At 61.3% G+C, this 19,272-nt stretch carries 16 protein-coding genes; 9 read left to right on the top strand and 7 right to left on the bottom strand.

The genetic code is table 11. The annotated features are described in order from the left end of the window. From ASD52_RS28975 to ASD52_RS28960, 4 genes are read left to right on the top strand one after another with little or no spacing between them, the layout of a single operon-like run. Positions 1-333, top strand: coding sequence for an XdhC family protein (locus tag ASD52_RS28975; RefSeq protein WP_025427136.1), 333 nt, complete (start codon positions 1-3; stop codon positions 331-333). Positions 334-336: 3 nt separating this feature from the next. Then, positions 337-1,044 (top strand): XdhC family protein, encoded by a 708-nt coding sequence (locus ASD52_RS28970; protein WP_025427135.1) that lies wholly within the window; start codon positions 337-339, stop codon positions 1,042-1,044. Beyond that, positions 1,041-2,657, top strand: a complete 1,617-nt coding sequence (locus ASD52_RS28965) for an NTP transferase domain-containing protein (protein ID WP_025427134.1) — start codon at positions 1,041-1,043, stop codon at positions 2,655-2,657. The genes ASD52_RS28970 and ASD52_RS28965 overlap by 4 nt, the downstream gene beginning before the upstream one ends. A 4-nt stretch (positions 2,658-2,661) precedes the next feature. Continuing rightward, on the top strand, positions 2,662-2,979 hold the full coding sequence (locus ASD52_RS28960) for a TfoX/Sxy family protein (protein ID WP_025427133.1): 318 nt from the start codon (positions 2,662-2,664) through the stop codon (positions 2,977-2,979). A gap of 15 nt (positions 2,980-2,994) precedes the next feature. On the opposite strand, the gene ASD52_RS28955 is transcribed toward ASD52_RS28960, so the two are convergent. The 5 genes from ASD52_RS28955 to ASD52_RS28935 form a co-directional block, all read right to left on the bottom strand. Next, entirely contained in the window at positions 2,995-3,432 is a 438-nt protein-coding gene (locus tag ASD52_RS28955) for an NUDIX domain-containing protein (RefSeq protein ID WP_025427132.1), read from the bottom strand. Between the two features lie 8 nt (positions 3,433-3,440). After that, on the bottom strand, positions 3,441-4,952 hold the full coding sequence (locus ASD52_RS28950; RefSeq protein ID WP_025427131.1) for a DEAD/DEAH box helicase: 1,512 nt from the start codon (positions 4,950-4,952) through the stop codon (positions 3,441-3,443). A 198-nt stretch (positions 4,953-5,150) separates the two neighbouring features. Next, a complete protein-coding gene (locus tag ASD52_RS28945; protein ID WP_025427130.1) occupies positions 5,151-6,482 on the bottom strand; it encodes a M23 family metallopeptidase in 1,332 nt (443 codons plus the stop codon). Between the two features lie 48 nt (positions 6,483-6,530). Next, complete coding sequence (locus tag ASD52_RS28940; RefSeq protein WP_057208648.1) at positions 6,531-7,400, bottom strand: ferritin-like domain-containing protein; 870 nt, start codon at positions 7,398-7,400, stop codon at positions 6,531-6,533. Between the two features lie 20 nt (positions 7,401-7,420). Next, the gene (locus ASD52_RS28935; RefSeq protein ID WP_025427128.1) at positions 7,421-7,888 is read right to left on the bottom strand and encodes a peroxiredoxin; all 468 of its coding nucleotides are present in this window, start codon (positions 7,886-7,888) and stop codon (positions 7,421-7,423) included. Between the two features lie 320 nt (positions 7,889-8,208). Here ASD52_RS28935 and ASD52_RS28930 point away from each other — a divergent pair, with 320 nt between their 5' ends. Then, entirely contained in the window at positions 8,209-11,604 is a 3,396-nt protein-coding gene (locus ASD52_RS28930; RefSeq protein ID WP_057214332.1) for a DUF3971 domain-containing protein, read from the top strand. 50 nt (positions 11,605-11,654) lie between these two features. Here ASD52_RS28930 and tyrS read toward each other — a convergent pair whose 3' ends face one another. Continuing rightward, on the bottom strand, positions 11,655-12,908 hold the full coding sequence (gene tyrS, locus ASD52_RS28925) for a tyrosine--tRNA ligase (RefSeq protein ID WP_057208646.1): 1,254 nt from the start codon (positions 12,906-12,908) through the stop codon (positions 11,655-11,657). Positions 12,909-13,032: 124 nt separating this feature from the next. On the opposite strand from tyrS, the gene ASD52_RS28920 reads away from it, so the two are divergent. After that, complete coding sequence (locus ASD52_RS28920; RefSeq protein ID WP_057208644.1) at positions 13,033-14,169, top strand: anhydro-N-acetylmuramic acid kinase; 1,137 nt, start codon at positions 13,033-13,035, stop codon at positions 14,167-14,169. Between the two features lie 137 nt (positions 14,170-14,306). Further along, a complete protein-coding gene (locus ASD52_RS28915; protein WP_057208642.1) occupies positions 14,307-15,506 on the top strand; it encodes a GGDEF domain-containing protein in 1,200 nt (399 codons plus the stop codon). 18 nt (positions 15,507-15,524) lie between these two features. Here ASD52_RS28915 and ASD52_RS28910 read toward each other — a convergent pair whose 3' ends face one another. Further along, positions 15,525-16,202, bottom strand: a complete 678-nt coding sequence (locus ASD52_RS28910) for an alpha/beta hydrolase (RefSeq protein ID WP_025427123.1) — start codon at positions 16,200-16,202, stop codon at positions 15,525-15,527. Between the two features lie 224 nt (positions 16,203-16,426). Here ASD52_RS28910 and ASD52_RS28905 point away from each other — a divergent pair, with 224 nt between their 5' ends. Both ASD52_RS28905 and sufB read left to right on the top strand, forming a co-directional pair. Next, positions 16,427-17,593 carry a cysteine desulfurase family protein gene (locus ASD52_RS28905; RefSeq protein ID WP_025427122.1) on the top strand — a complete coding sequence of 389 codons (1,167 nt, stop codon included), beginning with the start codon at positions 16,427-16,429 and terminating at the stop codon, positions 17,591-17,593. 152 nt (positions 17,594-17,745) lie between these two features. Continuing rightward, positions 17,746-19,215, top strand: coding sequence for a Fe-S cluster assembly protein SufB (gene sufB, locus ASD52_RS28900; RefSeq protein ID WP_025427121.1), 1,470 nt, complete (start codon positions 17,746-17,748; stop codon positions 19,213-19,215). The last annotated feature ends 57 nt before the right edge of the window (positions 19,216-19,272 follow it).

Below are 19,272 nucleotides of genomic sequence, written 5' to 3'. Positions count from 1 at the left end.
ATGCAGATATCAGCTGACGTCCTCGATCCGCTCGCAGTCGCCGAGGCCTGGGTCGGCGAGGGCCGCCGGGTGGCGATCGCAACGGTGATCGAAACCTGGGGGTCTGCGCCGCGGCCGGTCGGCAGTCATCTGGTGATTGACGGTGCCGGCAATTTCGAAGGTTCCGTTTCCGGCGGATGCGTCGAAGGTGCTGTCATCAGCGAAGCCGCTGATATTCTTGAGACGGGAAATCCGAGGATCCTGGAATTCGGCGTTGCCGACGAGACGGCATGGCGTGTCGGTCTTTCCTGTGGCGGCCGGATCCGGGTGCTTGTCGAGCGGGTTGACGGCTGAGCCATGGACCTCACAACCCTTCAGGCATTGAATGCAGCCCGGACGGGGCGGCAAGCGGCTGTCGTCTTCAGCGATCTCGAGACCGGCCAAAGCGTGCTCTGCGTCGAAGGCGAGCGCTGTCCGGCCGAATGGACCGAGGCGATGTCGGCAGCACTTCGCTCCGGCAAGCCCGGAATGATCGTCGTAGGTGAGCGGTCCTTTTTCCTCAATGTCTACCTGCCGCCACCGCGCATCCTGGTTGTCGGCGCCGTCCATATCTCCCAGGCGCTCGCGCGCATGGCGCCCATAGCAGGCTTCGACCTTACTATCATCGATCCACGCACGGCCTTTGCGACGGCCGAGCGCTTTGCTGGCGTAGAGCTGATAGCGGAGTGGCCCGAAGATGTTCTCAACGTCCGGCCGCTTGATCAGTTCACGGCCATGGTCGCCCTCACGCATGATCCGAAGATCGATGACGAACCGATCCGGGCGGCCCTTAGTGCCGGCTGTTTCTATGTCGGTGCGCTTGGCAGCAGAAAGACCCATGCAGGCCGCGCCGAACGCCTGCGTCGCCTGGGGCTCACCGACGATGCGATCGCGCGGATCAGGGCGCCAATCGGCCTTGACATCGGCGCGGCGAGCCCAGCGGAGATCGCCGTTGCTATCCTTGCCGAAATCATCGAAGCGCTCAGGCGCCGGGACATCATGTCCGGCAGCGAGGAACATCGATGAGATTTGGGAGCCTCAGTGTTTCAGCGGCCGAAGGCACCGTGCTTGCGCACGCGGTCAAGATTGGCAATCTTCGATTGCCGAAGGGGCACGTCCTGACCTCAGCCGATATTGCTGCATTGGTTCAGGCGGGCACCGACGAAGTTATCGTCGCCCAGCCGGATCGGGGTGATCTGCTGGAGGATGAAGCGGCGGCCCGGATCGCTGCGGCGATCGCGCCCGACCATCTGCGGTTCTCGGCAGCGGCAACCGGCCGCGTAAACATCTATTCCCGCGTACACGGACTGTTCGTCGCCACCCGCGGGACCGTCGACGAGTTGAACCGCATCGACCCGGCCATCACGCTCGCCTGCCTTGCGGACCATGTGCCGGTGCAGCCCGGCGACATGGTGGCGACGATCAAGATCATCCCGCTTGCAGTGGCAGGCTCGCTCGTGGCGAAGGCGGAAACGCTGCTACGCCAACACACAACCTTCGAGGTCAAACCCTTCGCCCCGCGCGACGCGGCACTAATAGCAACCGAGTTGCCATCGCTGAAACGCCAGGTCATGGATAAGACCCATGCCGTGCTGGCTGCGCGGCTGCGGCAATCCGCAAGCCGGCTAACGACCGAGCGGCGCGTCGCCCATACGGAAGACGCCGTGGCTGCAGCCATCGGCGATTTGAAGGCCGACCACGACCTCATCGTTGTCTTCGGCGCGTCGGCGGTTGCCGATTCGGATGATGTCATTCCGGCCGCCATCCGCCGTGCGGGCGGCACTGTCGACCATGTCGGGATGCCTGTTGATCCCGGCAATCTCATCGTGCTCGGCCGCGTCGGCACGGTGCCGGTGGTCGGAGCGCCCGGCTGTGCGCGGAGCCCGCGTGAAAACGGCTTCGATTGGGTGCTTGATCGCATCCTCGCCGGCGAATGGCCAAGCCCGCATGACATTACCGGGCTCGGCGTCGGCGGCCTGCTGAAGGAGATACCCACCCGCCCGCAGCCGCGAGAGCCCGTTGCCTCCAAAGCTCTGGGCCCGGTGGAAACCGTCGTGCTGGCAGCGGGTCGTGCAAGCCGCATGGGGCCGGAGGGCGGCCACAAGCTGCTCGCGACCTTCGATGGCGTCCCGCTCATCCGTCGCACCGTCGTCAGCGCGCTTGCAGCCGATATCGGCCGGGTGATCGTTGTCACCGGCCATCGGGAGGCCGAAATCCGCGCGGCACTCGGCGATTTGCCGGTGACGCTCGTTTCCAATCCCGATTACATGTCCGGTATGGCATCGTCGCTGACATCAGGGCTTTCGGCACTCGATCAAGGAGCGGGCGGCATGCTGGTGATGCTCGCCGACATGCCCGGGATAACGGCAGGCGATCTGCGCCGGCTCGTCGATACATTTACCGCTGAAGGCGGGCGGGCAGTGATTCGAGCAACGGCCGATGGCCAGCGCGGCAACCCGGTTATCCTGCCGCGCCAGACATTTGCTGCCATCAGCCAGCTGGTTGGCGATGTCGGCGCAAGGCATATCGTCGAGAGATGTGGACTGTCGGTGGTCGACGTCGAGCTTGGAGCAGCTGCGCGTCTCGACCTCGACACACCGGAGCAGATCATCGCTGCCGGCGGCATATTGGAGGAGTGACAGCATGGACAATGCGGCAATCGAAGAGATGTTCGAAACGCTTGGGGCCGTGACCATCAAACGCATGTTCGGCGGCAAGGGCGTCTATTTCGAAGGCATCATCTTCGCGCTTGAAGTCGATGGCGAAATATTGCTGAAGGGCGACGACAGGACAGGCCCGACCTTCGAAGCGGCCGGATCCAGACAATGGGCCTATGACGGCAAGGGGAAAACGGTGAAGATGCCCTATTGGAGCATCCCGGAAGAAGCGTACGACGATCCGGACGAAATGGCGCGGTGGGTCAGGCTTGCCTATGAGGCGTCGCTGCGGGCCAAAAAATAGAATCGACGACGGAGTTTAATTGGCGTCAACCAGCGCCTTCGTCTGCACGCGAATGGCACGGACGGCGTCGGCGGCAAACCGCGAAAGCGGCTGGGGCAGGGCATCGAGATCGTACCAGCCGATGTCGGAAAGCTTGTCCGGTTCGGTCAGTTGCGGTTCGCCCGAAAAGTCGTCGGTCACGTAGATCATCGAGATCCAGTGCTGACGATCTGCTTCGATCAGTTGTTCGCTGAGGCAGAGAAAGCGGGTCGAGCGGATAGACAGGCCGCTTTCCTCTTCCGCCTCACGGCGCGCAGCAAGCTCGCTGCGCTCCATGTGATCGACCTTGCCGCCCACGATATTCCAGTGGCCGGCCTCGGGCGCCTTCAAACGCTTGCACAACAACAGCTTGCCATCGCGCATGATCGCTAGTCCGCAACCGAAGCCCGGAAAGTCGATGCCTGGCCGACCCATTGATAGGATCAGGCCTTGCCGGCGATCAGCATGAATGCGGGGATTTCGTCGCCGAAACCGACAGGTGTCGGGCCGTCGTCGTGATCGCGACGGTGGCGGCTGCGGCGATCGCGGTTGTCGTCATTGGCAGGGTTTGCCGCGCGGACCGGACGTTCCGGACGGTGGCCGTTGCTCTGCTTCGTCTCTGCGTTGCGTGCCGGTTTCACCGATTCTACCCTTTCCACGACTGCTTCAATTTCGGCCTCACTATCGGCACGAACCGTATCGGTTTTGTGATCGGAACGGCCACGTGGCGCCCGGTCCCCATCTTTTTTATTACGGTCCCTGCGACCGTCACGACCGCGTTCACGGCGACCGGTGTCGTGGCTTTCCATCGGCTCGGGAAGGTTCGACAGATCACCGTTCAGCCACTCGACCTTCTGGCCGATCAGCTTCTCGATGGCGTCGGAGAACTTCGTGTCGCGCTTGGTCACCAGCGTGAAGGACGCGCCGGAGCGGCCAGCACGGCCGGTACGGCCGATGCGGTGAACATAGTCTTCCGCATGGATCGGCACGTCGAAATTGAAGACATGGCTGACATCGGGGATGTCGAGGCCGCGGGCAGCAACATCGGATGCGACCAGCAATGTGATGTTGTTGTCCTTGAAGCCGGCAAGCATGGCCATGCGCGAGCGCTGGTCCATGTCGCCATGCAGAGCACCAACCGAGAAGCCATGACGCTCGAGCGACCGGAAGAGGTCGGCGACATCCTTCTTGCGATTGCAAAAGATGATGGCGTTCTTCAGCTCGTCCTGGGCGCGGATCAGATCGCGCAGCACGGCGCGCTTCTCGTAATCCTTCGCGTGCGTCGCGACGAAGCGCTGCGTCACCGTCTGTGCCGTCGATGCCGGACGGGCAACTTCGACCCGTTCCGGGTTCTGCAGGAAGCGGTCGGCAAGCTTCTGGATCTCCGGCGGCATGGTTGCCGAGAAGAACAGCGTCTGGCGCGTGAACGGGATCATCTTGGCGATGCGCTCGATATCAGGAATGAAGCCCATGTCGAGCATGCGGTCAGCTTCGTCGATGACCAGGATTTCGACGCCGCTCATCAAAAGCTTGCCACGCTCGAAATGGTCGAGCAGGCGGCCGGGCGTGCAGATCAGCACATCGGCGCCGCGCTCCAGCTTGCGGTCCTGTTCGTCGAACGAGACGCCGCCGATCAGAAGTGCGATGTTGAGCTTGTGGTTCTTGCCGTACTTGTCGAAGTTCTCTGCAACCTGGGCCGCCAGTTCGCGCGTCGGCTCCAGAATCAGCGTGCGCGGCATGCGCGCACGTGCACGACCCTTTTCGAGCAGGGTCAGCATCGGCAACACGAAGGATGCCGTCTTGCCTGTTCCCGTCTGCGCGATGCCGAGGATATCACGGCGCTGCAGTGCCGGGGGAATGGCACCAGCCTGGATCGGGGTCGGGATTGTGTAGCCCGCATCGGTAACTGCGGAGAGAACTTTTTGGCTAAGGCCAAGGTCAGCAAAATTGGTCAAAGGGAAATCTGTTTCCGTTCCGGTTCGGGAAGAACACTGCTCGATCGGTGGAAAACACACCACCGCGTGGCCGGGCTCTTAAGCCGAATGCCGTCGAAAGTCAAGAAATCCAGCACGTTGAAGCTGGAAAAGGTTGATGGCAACGAATCTGTTGCGTTTCTTGTCAAGTAGCACGGGCCGAGCGGGTCGGCATGATGCTCATTTCATGTAGCTCGCGAGCTTGCTACTGGCGTTGAGAAACCGCATGGGGTCGACTGCCTGACCGTTCAGCCTGACCTCATAGTGCAGGTGCGGGCCTGTCGAACGACCGGTGTTGCCGGACTTGGCAACGACATCACCGGCCTTGATCCGGTCGCCGACCTTGACGAGCACCGTCGAGAGATGGGCATAGCGACTGGAAACGCCATTGCCATGATCGATCTCGACCATGTTTCCATAGCCACCCGTCAGCCCGGCAGTCGTCACGGTGCCCGGAGCCGTCGCGCGGATGCGGGTGCCGACGGTGGCGCGAAAGTCTATGCCCGCATGCAGCGCCAACCGCCCGAGAAAGGGATCGAGCCTGTTGCCGAAGTCGCTGGTGATATCACTTGCGGGCGACGGGTTGCCGAATGGCAACTCCCGGACCTGTGCGCGCGTCCGCTCGAGCTCGACAAGCGCCGAGTCAAGCGCGGCAAGCGATCGACCGAAGCCGTCGTCATTGACGGGCTCTACGAAAGGTCCGCCGATCGCGCTATCTATGGAACCGGTGGTTTCATCTGAGGGCGGCAATTCGGCGACGTCATTTTCTGGTAGGGCAACACCTGTGCGACCGACGATCTTGCGGATCGCCTCGGACGTTTTGGCGGCTCCGTCGGTCAGTTGCTCAAGCCGCAACATCTGGTCGCGCTCAACATCCTTCAGCGAGAGCGTCACTTTCGAAAAAAGCCGATCGGCGCGATCGGAGGTGCTTTCAACCGTGGCAGGCCGGGCATAGGCGAGGGCCGCAACTCGGGCGGGCGCGGCACCCTGTGTGCCGCTCAGCCCCATCAGTTTTTCGATTGCCTGCACACCGCCCGTGGCATCGGCACGTTCTTCGTAGGCGAGGGGTTCGACCGGTGCAGGTTGGGTGAAATCGGTCGACAGACCAGAATTTTCAGCCCGTTCGATCAGCGCGCCGAGTTTGCCGTTTCGAGAAGAAAGCGCCTGCTGCTGCTGAAGCAGCTTTTCGACTTTCTCTTCGACCACCTGTTGATCGAGTAACTGCCGGCTCGTAACGCGATCGACCTGCGCTCGCAACGCGGTGATTCGATCTTCGTATTCGTGCTGCATGCGCGCTTGGCGGGCGATCGTGCCACCGATGAGGTCGTCGCGAAGAACAAGGTAGGATGTGGCGGCGAGGTAACCGATGCTGAACACACCGGCTGCAGAAACGGCAAGGGCCGCCATCCAAGGACGCACGGTCATGTGACGAACCTTGTCGCCGCTCGCCAGGATCAGGACGTGATTCTGCGCGCGATTTCCGAAGGTGCGATTTGCCGAACGTTCAGACACTCCACCGCTCCCGCCATGTGCGAATTGTCTCGCATTGCTTGACGGGCATTACACTTCGTTAGGGTTAATATTTGGTTGAGTGCTCGCGCTACGAGAGGTTGTGGAAGCCGTCATCGAGCGATAGAACGATGGCGTCAACCCGGCTTCGGCGCGGGCGATATCGTTGAATGGCGCCTTGAGGGGACCTCGAAAATTGGCGCGAACGAGCTGCTGGAAAGTCGCTGCCGGATCTTTCCGCTCCCGCGCGCACAGGAAACGAAACCATTTGGCACCGACGGCCACATGGCCTTTCTCGTCTTCGTAGATGACGTCGAGTACCGCGGCAGTCTCGAAGTCTCCGGTCTCGCGCATGCGCGCCTGCAGCGCCGGCGTCACGTCGAGCCCGCGCGCCTCGAGGATAAGCGGGACGACGGCCAGCCTGGCGGTCAGATCGTTGCGGGTGTCGTGCGCCGCCTGCCAGAGCCCGTCATGCGCGGGCAGGTCGCCATAGTCGGCGCCAAGGTCGTTCAGGCGCTGCCGAACCATGCGGAAATGCTTGGCCTCCTCGAATGCAACCTTCATCCAGCCGTCGAAAAACGAATTCGGCACCGATTCGGACGCAAAGCGGGCGACGATATCGAGCGCGAGATCGACGGCGTTGAGTTCGATATGGGCGATCGAATGCAAGAGCGCGATCCGGCCCTTGAGCGAGCCGAGCGAGCGCTTCTTCACCTGCGTGGGTGGCGTCAGAACAGGCCTTTCCGGCCGACCCGGACGCAGAGGAACGGGGCGATCCAGCGGCGAACGCAGCGACAGCGCACGGCGCTGCCAGCGCCGTGCCGCTTCCTGGGCCAGTTCCGTCTTGACGGTCAGGTCGGCAGCACTGATCGCCTCAACGGCAGCGCCGCGTAGACTGTGAAAGTTGGGAAGCGTCTTCATTGCGGCCTCGTCGTTTTGACTTAGAGCGCCTTGGCGGCCTCGAGCACTTCATTGGCGTGGCCATTGACCTTGACCTTCTCCCAAACGCGCGCAATCCGGCCGTCGGCGGCAATCAGGAAGGTGGTGCGTTCGACGCCCATATATTTGCGCCCGTAGAGGCTCTTTTCCACCCATAGACCATAGGCGTTGACGACGGATCTTTCCTCGTCGGCAGCAAGCGTGACTGCCAGATCATATTTCTTCGCAAAGCGATCGTGACGTTTCACCGAATCGGGCGAGAGCCCGATCAACTCAACGCCTGCAGCGGCAAACTCGGAGGCGAGTTCGGTGAAGGAAATCGCTTCCAAGGTGCAACTTTTCGTGTCGTCCTTGGGGTAGAAGAACAAGACGACCGGACGCCCGCGCAAGGCAGAAAGCGAAATCGTGCCGCCGCCGTCACGGGGAAGCGTGAAGTCGGGAGCGAGATCTCCGGGGGTGAGGCTTGCCATGAATAAACCTTCCTTGCGCCAAGTTTTGTGAACAATCGCCGGCTAGGGCATATCGAGAATCGGCGACCGCAGTCCAGCGGATTTGTGCTAGATTTGACAGGTTCCGGACGGGTTGCGTCGATAGGACCCTTTGCCCGGCATTCGCGCACACGAAACCCACGGATGTGTGAATGCTTTCCACAGCATGGTCGGCCAGACGTGATGACACCGTCCGGCCAGATGTGGTCTACGTGACGGCAATGATCCGTCGACCCGCTGCCGCATGATGCGTCGACGGGAGAGGCGGGCTTTCCCGTATGAACTGGAGGGCGTCCGCGCCGATGAGTGAGATCCGCGGCGAAAAAGTCGGCTTTCGCAAGAAAGACATCGTCGCGTTGCATGCGTTGCCCTCGGCGCAGGCACACGAACCCGTCATCGTGCATGCCCCGCACAAACGCGGGCTCTTGCGCTTTCTCAGCAAGATTGCCCTTTGCGGCTTACTGCTCGCCTTCATCACTGCGGCCAGCCTCATCGCCGTCGTCGAGAGCGGGGCGATCGACAGCACACTGAACGCGCGCGCCCGCACGGCGCTGAACGCGGCACTCGGCGGCGCCTATCGCGCTGAGGTCGGTAGCACCGTCGTTCGCATGACCTCGAACGGCGCGCTGGCGCTCAAGGCGCGGGAAGTGGCGCTGAGCGAAGCCACGTCCGGCCAACCTGTCGCAAAGTTGAGTTCGATATCCATTGCCCTCGACCCTCTGGCGCTGTTGACGGGCAGGATTTCGGTTTCACGTCTTGAAGCCGAAGGTGGCGACTTCGACACCGGCCTCCTGCCACGCGGCGAGCCGGTCGATCTGACGAAGATCAAGATCGCCGATGTCGGCGACGCACTGGAGCAGCTTTTTGCCCATGTCGACCGCATGTCGAAGATGGCGGCAGGTCGTGGCGACCAGACGGTGTTGCTTTCCAACTTTTCGTTCACAGTCGCCGGTGCACGTAACCGTGTCGTGCCGGTCGATGCCAAGGAGCTGGAGTTCAATCGTGATGCCGATGGCTCCATGCACGTCAAAGGCAGCGTGACCGTCGATGGAGTCGATGTCGATCTCAGCGCCAACGCTCTTGGTGCAAAGGGTCATATGTCCGGCTTCGAAGCGGCAATCTCGAACATTCCGCTGAAGCCCTTCTTCTATCACGGCCCCTTCGGCAAGGAGGCCGCCTTCGGCATCGATGCGACCGCGGGGCTGACCCTCACGGCGACACGCGCCGCCGAAGGCGCCAAGCCCGACCTTCGCGTGGCCGTCAGGACGTCGGAAGGTGCATTCCACGCCGGTGGGCTGGTTTCGACGATCAATCCCTCCCAGATGGATATCGCCTATGACTTTGAGCGGGCTGCCGTCGAGGTGCTGCCGTCGACGGTCAATATCGGTCGCTCGATCTTCCCGTTTACTGGTGCAGTGAAAGACCTCGACAGAACAGCAGGCGCAACCGATCAGGGTTTTGCCATCGATCTTTTGTTCAGGAATGCAAGTTCCGCGCCGGAGGACATTACCGAACGTCCCTTGATCTTCGATGCGAAGGCAAGCGGCCGCTTCACCTCGGATGCGCGCCACCGCCTGATCTTCGATCAGCTCGCCGTTTCCAGCCCGCTCGGCTCGATGTTCGGTTCGCTTTCGGTCGCCTTCGGCAAGACTTCGCCGCAGGTCAGCTTTGCCGCCGTCAGCGACCAGATGCAACCGACGGCCGTCAAGCAGCTTTGGCCCTGGTGGATCGCCAAGGGCGCGCGCCGCTGGGCGATCCGCAATCTCTTCGGCGGCACGGTCACTGATGCGCGCATCGAGGTTTCGGTGGCAGAGGGGCGGATCGCCCAGAACGAAGGCGAGCTGAAGCTCGACGAGAAAGAACTGAACATCACGTTCAACATCGACGAAACGCGGATCAACATTGCTGGTGAGATACCGCCGTTGCGCGACACATCGGGCACGTTCAAGCTGAGCGGCCAGCGCATGGAAGTGGGCGTAAAGCAGGGGGCGGCCTTTTTTCCCTCCGGCCGGTCCGTCGCGCTCAATGGCGGCGATTTCATCATTCCCGATGTCTACACCAAGCCGTTGATCGCGGAAATGAAGATCGAAGTTGGCGGCGAGGCAGACGCGATCGCCGAGCTCGTCACCTACAAGCCGATTCAGGCGCTGCAAAAGACACCGTTTGTCCCAGGCGACTTTACCGGCCCGCTAACCGCACAGGTCGGAGCGCGGTTTGGCCTTGTCACCGACCAGCACCCGCCACCGCCGCTCTGGCAAGTGGAGATGCAGCTTGAGGACGTCACCGTCACGCGCCCGATCGCCGGACGCGGCGTCTCCAATCTTTCCGGCACGTTCCGGGTCGACAACGAGCAAGCGGTTCTCGATGCCGATGCGGTTGTTGAAGGCGCAAAGGTCAAGATCGCGCTCACCGAACCGGTCGACAGCAAATCGAAGGTCAAACGCAAACGCGAAATCAGCGGCACACTCGATGCGGCAGCCCGGGAGAAGCTGACCCCCGGCCTGTCGAAGATCATCTTCGGGCCGATGGACGTCGATCTGGTGATCGACGAGGCTGATGTTCAGCACGTTACCGTCGATCTGACCAAGGCCAGGCTCTCGCTTCCCTGGATCGGCTGGAACAAAGGTGCAGGCATACCAGCCGAGGTGCGCTTCACATCCGACATCAACGACAGCGTTACAACCATCAAGGACTTTGCAATCGCCGGTGACGGTTTCGGCGCACGCGGTAATCTGCAGGTCGATGGCGCCGGCATCGTTAATGCAAAGCTCAGCAATGTCCGTCTGGCGCAGGGCGACGATTTCAACGTTGCCATCGATCGCCGCAAAGGCATCCATGTCGTGACGCTGAGCGGTGCCGCGGCAGACATTCGTCCGATCCTTGCCCAGATGAAGAGCGGCTCGAACGGCGACGGTGGCGCCGGTGACGACATCACCATCCAGGGTCAGCTCGGTCGCGTCGCCGGCTTCAACGGCGAAGTGCTTTCGAATGTGAACCTGGTCTATTCGGAGCGTGGCCAACAGATCGAAGACATCAATCTGTCGGCAGTCACCGGAAGCGGCCAGGCAGTAGTGGCGCGGCTCGCCAAATCCGGTGCCGACAACATTCTTGAACTGACCACCGGCGACGCCGGCTCGCTTGCTCGGTTCGCCGACATCTATAGCAACATGCGCGGTGGTCTGTTGAACATGAAGTTGCGTGATCGTGGCGGCCGGTCATGGCGCGGCTCGGTCGACATCCGCAAGTTCCAGCTGGTCGGCGAGCAACGGCTGCAGTCGATGGTGTCGACGCCGGCTGGACAGGACGGACGGAGCCTCAACCAGGCGGTAAAGCGCGACATCGATGTCAGCACGGCGCGATTCGAGCGCGGTTTTGCCCAGCTTGCCCTCGACCGCAGCGCCATTCGGGTCGATGGCGGCGTCCTCAGGGGAACCGATGTCGGCGCGACTTTCCAGGGAACAGTGCGTGACGGCAACGGCATCATGGATATGACGGGTACCTTCATGCCCGCCTACGGTTTGAACCGAATTTTTGGCGAACTGCCGTTGATCGGCGTCTTGCTCGGCAATGGCCGCGACCGTGGCCTGCTCGGTATCACCTTCAAACTCAATGGCCCATTCAACCAGCCGAAGCTGACGATCAACCCGCTTTCGATCATCGCGCCCGGCGTCTTCCGCAGCATCTTCGAGTTTCAATAATAAGGCCGGCACAATGGCCGGCCTTCGAGATTCTCTAGGAGTGCACCGGCTTATGCGGGGCGAACGAGGATATGCTTCTTCTTGCCGAGCGACAGCTTGACGATGCCATCCGAGGTCACATCGCCACTGCCGATCAGGCGGCGCTCATCGCTGACGGCCTCGTCATTGATGCGCACGGCGCCGCCCTGAACGTGACGGCGGGCTTCGCCGTTGGACGAGGCAAGCCCCGCACGTACGACAAGCGTCAGCAGGCCGATGCCGGCTTCGAGTTCCGACGCAGGCACGTCGACCGACGGCAGGTTTTCGGAGACTGCCCCTTCCTCGAAGGTCTTGCGGGCGGTCTCAGCAGCTTCCTCCGCTGCCTGCCGTCCGTGCAAGATTGCGGTCACTTCCGTTGCCAGAATCTTCTTGGCATCGTTGATCTCCGATCCGCCTAAGGCAGCGAGACGATTTATTTCGGCCATGGGAAGAGTGGTGAACAATTTCATGAAGCGGATGACATCGGCATCCTCGGTATTGCGCCAATACTGCCAGAAGTCATAGATCGGCAGCAGGTCCTTGTTGAGCCAAACAGCGCCATTGACCGACTTGCCCATCTTCGCACCGGACGACGTCGTCAGAAGCGGCGAGGTGAGGGCGTAAAGCTGGGTCGTTCCCATGCGGTGGCCCAGGTCGATACCATTGATGATGTTGCCCCACTGATCCGAGCCGCCCATCTGCAATCGGCAGCCGGTGCGCTTGTGCAGTTCGACGAAGTCGTAGGCCTGCAGGATCATGTAGTTGAACTCGAGAAACGACAGCGACTGCTCGCGATCAAGCCGGGTCTTGACGCTGTCGAACGACAGCATGCGGTTGACCGAGAAATGGCGGCCAACGTCACGCAGGAATTCAAGGTAGTTAAGCCCGCGCAACCACTCAGCATTGTTGATCATCAGTGCCGGGGTCTCGGACTTGTCGTAGTCGAGGTAGTTGGCGAAGACATGCTTGAGAGAGGCAATATTGTCCTCAATTATCTCAACGGTCATCAGCTTGCGCGCCTCTTCCTTAAAGGAAGGGTCGCCAACCATGCCTGTACCGCCGCCCATCAGCGAAATCGGCTGATGGCCGGTTGCCTGGAACCAGTGCAGCAACATGATCTGTGTCAGGTGGCCAACATGCAGGCTCGAAGCGGTCGGATCGTAGCCGATATAGGCAGTCACGGTTTCCTTGCGCAGCAGTTCGTCCAAACCAGATTCGTCGGAAATCTGATGAATGAAACCGCGCTCGCTGAGGGTGTGGAGGAAATCGGACTTGAACTCGGACATGACCTGTCTCTTTCGGCTGGGTAGAACGTCTGCGCGCGGCGTTTAGCACTGTTTGGGCAAAAGTGCACGTCTTTGCTTGGCCGATGTTTTTGCTATGTAGATGGGCAACGCCTTGGAGGAATGCATGGGCAAGATCATGACCGCGATCGGCTTGATGAGCGGGACAAGCATGGACGGGATCGACGTGGCGCTGCTGCGCACCGACGGCGATGCGATCGTCGAGCAGGGACCTTCGGCGGGATACGCCTATGAGGCACGCTTCCGCGACCGGCTGAAACAGGGTCTCGAAGACGCAAAGTCGATCGCCAGCCGCGAGCAACGGCCAGGAATTTTGGCCGATCTCGAGCGGGAACTGACGCTCAGGCATGTCGAAGCGGTTCAGGCATTTCTCCGGCAGAACAACATCTTGCGCGAAAGTGTTGATGTTATCGGGTTTCACGGCCAGACCGTGCTTCACCGGCCAGACGATGCCCTGACCGTCCAGATCGGCGACGGGGCGCTGCTTGCCCGCGAAACGGGCATCGATGTCGTCTATGACATGCGCGCCAACGACATGGAGCATGGTGGCCAGGGCGCACCGCTCATTCCGGCCTATCATGCAGCACTCGCCCGGAACGCCGCAGCGAATGGCGAACTGGTTCAGCCGGTCGTTTTCGTCAACATCGGCGGCATCTCCAATCTGACATTCATCGGCGCCGACGTCGGACTGGTTGCCTACGACAGCGGGCCCGGCAACACGCTGATCGATCAATGGGTGGAGGCACATGCCGGCATTCCCTTTGACCAGGGCGGCATGATTGCCAGCGAAGGCAGCGTGCTGCCGGATCTTGCCGAACGCTATCTGCTCAATCCCTTCTTCTCCTCGGACAGGCGCCGTTCGCTCGATCGCAACGATTTCGCACCGCCAAAGGGAAAGGACGCCAATCTCGAAGACGGAGCGCGAACGCTCGCCTATGTGACGGCGGCTGCGATCATCAAATCGGCCAGTCATCTGCCAGCAGCGCCCCGAACCTACATCGTGTGCGGCGGCGGCCGGCTCAATCCGGTGATCATGCGGGATCTGGCATCGGAGGCGACAGCCCATGGTGCAAACGTGCTTGCGGCCGAAGCGGTCGGCTTCAACGGTGATTCGATGGAGGCAGAGGCCTGGGCCTATCTCGCGGTGCGTGCGCAGCGGGGGTTGCCGCTCACCTATCCCGGCACAACCGGGGTGCGCCAACCGGTCACCGGCGGCAAATTCGCATCCCGCACCGCAGGCTGACGGCAGGTACCGCCTGCCGCGATTCCCTTTGCCCGATTAATCAAATTTTCGCCTGCCACCGATAGTATCGTCCGGTGCTGCCACATGAGGTGGCACAAAGCGGCCCTGCCGTGGCAACAGACAATTCGGGTTCGTCGATGGGTGGTGCGATTTCTCTGCTGGCTGTGAACTTCGTTATCGCCCAGATATTCACTGCAGCATTTCTTGTCATTGCCGCCAAGAGCCGGTCCAGAAGGGCCGCGCTCTTTTGCGCCGGCGGCTTTGCCGTTGCCTCGCTCGCGGCGGTATTCGAAACCGTCGTGCCCTTCACATCCTTTCCCCGTTTTTTTGCCATCGGTGCATTTGCGAGCGTGCTTGCCGGTTTCTGTCTGCTGCGCTTCGGCCTTGGTCTGTTCTATCGCGTGCCAGCCAACTGGCAGGTGCTTGTCGCCTTCTTCCTGGCCTCGGTGACGCTCGACCTCGCGATCTATGATCTTCCTAGGGGAACGCTGCAGCATGCCGCCCCCTACCAGTTGCCATTCTTTGTCATCCAGGCGTGGTCGGCCTCCGTCGTCATCCGCTCCAAACGGCGCTCGGCGGCGGACTGGATCCTGCTCTCGCTGCTGGTACTGACCTCTGGCTACTATCTCCTGAAAATCTACGCGGCCGTCGCGGCCGGTTCCGGGGCAACCGCGCAGGATTATGTATCGAGCCCGTTCGCGCTGATTTCCCAGGCGCTTGGCGCCGTGCTGATCGTCAGCACCGGTCTTGCGATGCTCGGCGTCATGGTCAAGGAGATCGTCGATGATGCCCGCGCACGCTCGGAAATAGACCTCTTGTCCGGGCTCTATAACAGGCGTGGCTTCACCGAACGCGTCATCCCTATGCTCCAGCTGCGCGAGGGCCGTCAGCCGGGCACCTTGATTCTGGCCGACCTCGACCGTTTCAAACTGGTGAATGACAGCTACGGACACCACACAGGTGACGAGGTGATCCGCCAGTTTGCGCGCGTCCTGAAAGATGTCATGCCCAACCGCGCAGTTGCCGGTCGTCTTGGCGGCGAGGAGTTTGTGGTTTTCCTGCCCTCCACAGATCTGGAGGAGGCGCGGGTGGTGGCGCACGGAATGCGCGCTGCGATGATGTCGCAAAAGATCGACGGTCTTGCGGAGCAGGCGAGAGTGACGTCAAGCTTCGGCGTTGCGGCGATTGCCAAGGGTGAACCGCTCGAACAGGCGATGCAGCGGGCCGACAAGGCTCTCTATGCGGCAAAAGAAAACGGGCGCAATCGTGTGGAATGCGCCGAGGCGCTACAAAATGTGGTCAACCCATTGCCCCCACAATGGATCGGGCGGCCTTAAGAGCCGCCCGCATCGGTATCAGCGGATGCGCTTGGCAGCCGGCTCCGGCGTCAGTTCGCCGTTGAGGCGGCGGTCGAGATAATCCTCGCATTCCGCCATCAGGCCTTCGACCTGGCCGTTGAAGAAGTGGTTGGCTCCCGGCACGGTCTTGTGGGTGATGAGAATACCCTTCTGCGCCTTCAGCTTTTCGACAAGTCCGTTCACGTCCTTCTCGGGTGCCACCTTGTCCGAATCACCATTGATGATGAGGCCGGAGGACGGGCAGGGCGCCAGGAACGAGAAGTCATAGGTGTTCGGCTGCGGGGCGACGGCCATGAAGCCTTCGATTTCCGGACGGCGCATCAGGAGCTGCATGCCGATCCAGGCGCCGAAGGAATAACCGGCAACCCAACAGCTCTTCGAATCGGGATGCAGGCTCTGCACCCAGTCGAGCGCAGATGCGGCATCCGAAAGCTCGCCGGCGCCATGGTCGAACTCGCCCTGGCTACGGCCGATGCCCCGGAAGTTGAAACGCAGCGTCGTAAAGCCGCGCTTCTGGAACATGTAGAAAAGCTGGTAGACGATCTGGTTGTTCATCGTGCCGCCGAACTGTGGGTGCGGGTGCAGGATGATGGCGATCGGGGCGCTCTTCTGCTTCGAAGGCTGATAGCGGCCTTCGAGGCGGCCGGCAGGTCCGTTGAAGATAATTTCGGGCATTGGCTCTCCGGGGGTGTTCCTGGTTCGAATCTTGGTTTCGGATCGCGATGAGTCTTGACGAAAGCACTCAGCTTTTCTAAAACCTAGTTTAGAACCGTTCAAAACTTCTGTGCGGGCATTCCGCCGTGTGCTTCGTCTCATAAGGCAAGCGGTGCGGAAAATTCAAGGAAAATGCATCGTCGGTGGTTGTCGGCGGTGAGCCTATTGTTCTAGCGAAGGAAATTATGTCGACCTCGCGCATCTATATGGACTGGAACGCCACGGCGCCGCTTCTTGCCGAAGCGCGCGACGCGTGCCTGTCTGCGCTCGATCTGGTCGGCAATCCTTCCTCCGTCCATGGCGAGGGCCGGACGATCCGCACGCTGATCGAAAATGCCCGCCGCGACGTGGGCGCGCTTTGCGGCGCCAAGGCGGCAAGCGTGATCTTCACCAGCGGCGCGACCGAAGCGGCCAACATGGTGCTGACGCCCGATTTCCGCATGGGCCGCACGCCGCTGAAGATTGGCCGACTCTATGCCTCGGCGATCGAGCATCCTGCATTGCGCGAAGGCGGGCGGTTTGCGCGCGAGAACGTTTCGGAAATCCCGGTGACGACCGCCGGTGTCGTCGATCTCGAGGCCCTGCGTGCGCTTCTCGACACCCACGACCGCGAAAGCGGCCTGCCGATGGTCGCGGTGATGCTGGTCAACAACGAAACCGGCATCATTCAGCCGATCTCCGAGATTGCCGCGATCGTTCGCACCCATGGCGGTATTCTCCTCGTCGACGCCGTACAGGCGGCCGGTCGGCTGCCGCTATCTATCGAAGAACTGGGTGCGGATTTTCTCATCATCTCCTCGCACAAGATCGGCGGCCCCAAGGGCGCTGGCGCGCTTGTCGCCCGGGGTGAGATCATGATGCCGGCACCGTTGATCCGGGGCGGCGGCCAGGAAAAGGGCCATCGCTCAGGTACCGAGAACGCGGTTGCGATCGCAGGCTTTGCTGCAGCGGCGCGCAAGGCTGCCGACAACCTCGATGATCGCATGGCATCGGTCGCAGCGCTTCGCGATCGGCTGGAACAGGATATGCAGACCTCGGCGCCGGATGTGGTGATCCATGGCCGCGACGTTTCGCGCGTTGGCAACACCATCTTCTTCACGCTTCCTGGCATGAAAGCGGAAACCGGACAGATCGCCTTCGACCTCGAGGGTGTCGCACTTTCGGCGGGTTCCGCCTGCTCATCCGGCAAGGTCGGTCAGAGCCACGTGCTGACTGCAATGGGTTACGACCCCCGTCAGGGGGCACTGCGCATCTCGATCGGCCCGGCCACCACGGAGGCCGAGATCGAGCGTTGCGCGGCGGTGTTCGCCAAGGTCGCCGCAAGGCGCCGAACGACAGGTCAGGCCGCGTGAGAACGCGCGGTTGAACGAAATTGCGGAAAAGCAATTTTCCGCTTGGCAAACGGGGTGAAAAGCGCCTTTTAGCCATTACATAAGCGGTGCGCCAAGTTCGCATCGTGTTGACAAGCTACCGGACCTTGGATCCGGCAAGATTGGAGAACGACATGCCTGCCGTGCAGGAGACCATTGATCAGGTCCGTCAGATCGACGTGGACCAGTACAAATACGGGTTTGAAACCACCATCGAAGTCGAAAAGGCGCCGAAGGGCCTTTCCGAAGATATCATCCGTTTCATCTCTGCCAAGAAGAGCGAGCCGGAATGGATGCTGGAATGGCGTCTTGAGGCCTATCGCCGTTGGCTGACGATGGACGAGCCGACTTGGGCGCGCGTCAACTATCCGAAAATCGACTTCAACGACATCTATTACTACGCCGCGCCGAAGGGCACGACGGGTCCGAAGTCGCTCGACGAAGTCGACCCGGAAATTCTGAAGGTTTACGAAAAGCTCGGCATCCCGCTGAAGGAACAGGAAATCCTCGCCGGCGTGCAGAAGTCCAAGATCGCCGTCGACGCCGTCTTTGACAGCGTTTCGGTGGTGACGACCTTCAAGGAAGAGCTGAAGAAGGCCGGCGTGATCTTCATGTCGATCTCCGAGGCGATCCGCGAGCATCCCGATCTGATCAAGAAGTATCTCGGAACTGTCGTTCCGCCGACCGACAACTACTATGCGACGCTCAACTCCGCCGTCTTCACCGATGGTTCGTTCGTCTACGTGCCGAAGGGCGTTCGCTGCCCGATGGAGCTGTCGACCTACTTCCGCATCAACGAGAAGAACACCGGCCAGTTCGAGCGCACGCTGATCATCGCCGAAGAAAGCGCCTACGTTTCCTACCTCGAAGGCTGCACGGCGCCGCAGCGCGACGAAAACCAGCTGCACGCAGCTGTCGTCGAACTCGTGGCCCTCGATGAAGCCGAGATCAAGTATTCGACGGTCCAGAACTGGTACCCTGGCGACAAGCACGGCAAGGGCGGTATCTACAACTTCGTCACCAAGCGTGGCGATTGCCGCGGCAAGAACTCCAAGATCTCCTGGACCCAGGTGGAAACCGGCTCAGCGATCACCTGGAAGTATCCATCCTGCATCCTGCGCGGCGACGGTTCGCGCGGCGAGTTCTATTCGATCGCCGTATCGAACGGCCATCAGCAGATCGACAGTGGCACCAAGATGATCCACCTCGGCAAGAACACGTCGAGCCGCATCGTCTCCAAGGGCATCGCTGCCGGCGTTTCGGAAAACACCTATCGCGGCCAGGTTTCGGCCCACCGCAAGGCCGAGAACGCCCGCAACTTCACCCAGTGCGATTCGCTTTTGATCGGCGACAAATGCGGCGCGCACACCGTGCCCTACATCGAGGCAAAGAACTCGACGGCACAGTTCGAGCACGAAGCGACGACCTCGAAGATCTCCGAGGACCAGTTGTTCTACTGCCTGCAGCGCGGCATCCCGACTGAAGCGGCGATCGCGCTGATCGTCAACGGCTTCGTCAAGGAAGTGATCCAGGAACTGCCGATGGAGTTTGCCGTCGAAGCGCAGAAGCTGATCGGCATCTCGCTCGAAGGCTCGGTCGGCTGAGGCCTTGAACTGATTATTGAATGGCGCGCATCCGCTTTGCGCGCAAACAGACGTTCG

This window comes from Ensifer sp. Root142, assembly GCF_001426785.1.
In the GTDB taxonomy this organism is placed as follows: Bacteria; Pseudomonadota; Alphaproteobacteria; order Rhizobiales; family Rhizobiaceae; genus Ensifer; species Ensifer canadensis.
This window is presented reverse-complemented; position numbering and strand designations above follow the sequence as displayed.

Bases quoted from the DNA above. Each gene is read 5' to 3' on its own strand.
- ASD52_RS28975 (WP_025427136.1), top strand. From the start codon at position 1: ATGCAGATATCAGCTGACGTCCTCGATCCGCTCGCAGTCGCCGAGGCC.
- ASD52_RS28970 (WP_025427135.1), top strand. From the start codon at position 337: ATGGACCTCACAACCCTTCAGGCATTGAATGCAGCCCGGACGGGGCGG.
- ASD52_RS28965 (WP_025427134.1), top strand. From the start codon at position 1,041: ATGAGATTTGGGAGCCTCAGTGTTTCAGCGGCCGAAGGCACCGTGCTT.
- ASD52_RS28960 (WP_025427133.1), top strand. From the start codon at position 2,662: ATGGACAATGCGGCAATCGAAGAGATGTTCGAAACGCTTGGGGCCGTG.
- ASD52_RS28955 (WP_025427132.1), bottom strand. From the start codon at position 3,432: ATGGGTCGGCCAGGCATCGACTTTCCGGGCTTCGGTTGCGGACTAGCG.
- ASD52_RS28940 (WP_057208648.1), bottom strand. From the start codon at position 7,400: ATGAAGACGCTTCCCAACTTTCACAGTCTACGCGGCGCTGCCGTTGAG.
- ASD52_RS28935 (WP_025427128.1), bottom strand. From the start codon at position 7,888: ATGGCAAGCCTCACCCCCGGAGATCTCGCTCCCGACTTCACGCTTCCC.
- ASD52_RS28930 (WP_057214332.1), top strand. From the start codon at position 8,209: ATGAGTGAGATCCGCGGCGAAAAAGTCGGCTTTCGCAAGAAAGACATC.
- tyrS (WP_057208646.1), bottom strand. From the start codon at position 12,908: ATGTCCGAGTTCAAGTCCGATTTCCTCCACACCCTCAGCGAGCGCGGT.
- ASD52_RS28920 (WP_057208644.1), top strand. From the start codon at position 13,033: ATGGGCAAGATCATGACCGCGATCGGCTTGATGAGCGGGACAAGCATG.
- ASD52_RS28915 (WP_057208642.1), top strand. From the start codon at position 14,307: ATGGGTGGTGCGATTTCTCTGCTGGCTGTGAACTTCGTTATCGCCCAG.
- ASD52_RS28910 (WP_025427123.1), bottom strand. From the start codon at position 16,202: ATGCCCGAAATTATCTTCAACGGACCTGCCGGCCGCCTCGAAGGCCGC.
- ASD52_RS28905 (WP_025427122.1), top strand. From the start codon at position 16,427: ATGTCGACCTCGCGCATCTATATGGACTGGAACGCCACGGCGCCGCTT.
- sufB (WP_025427121.1), top strand. From the start codon at position 17,746: ATGCCTGCCGTGCAGGAGACCATTGATCAGGTCCGTCAGATCGACGTG.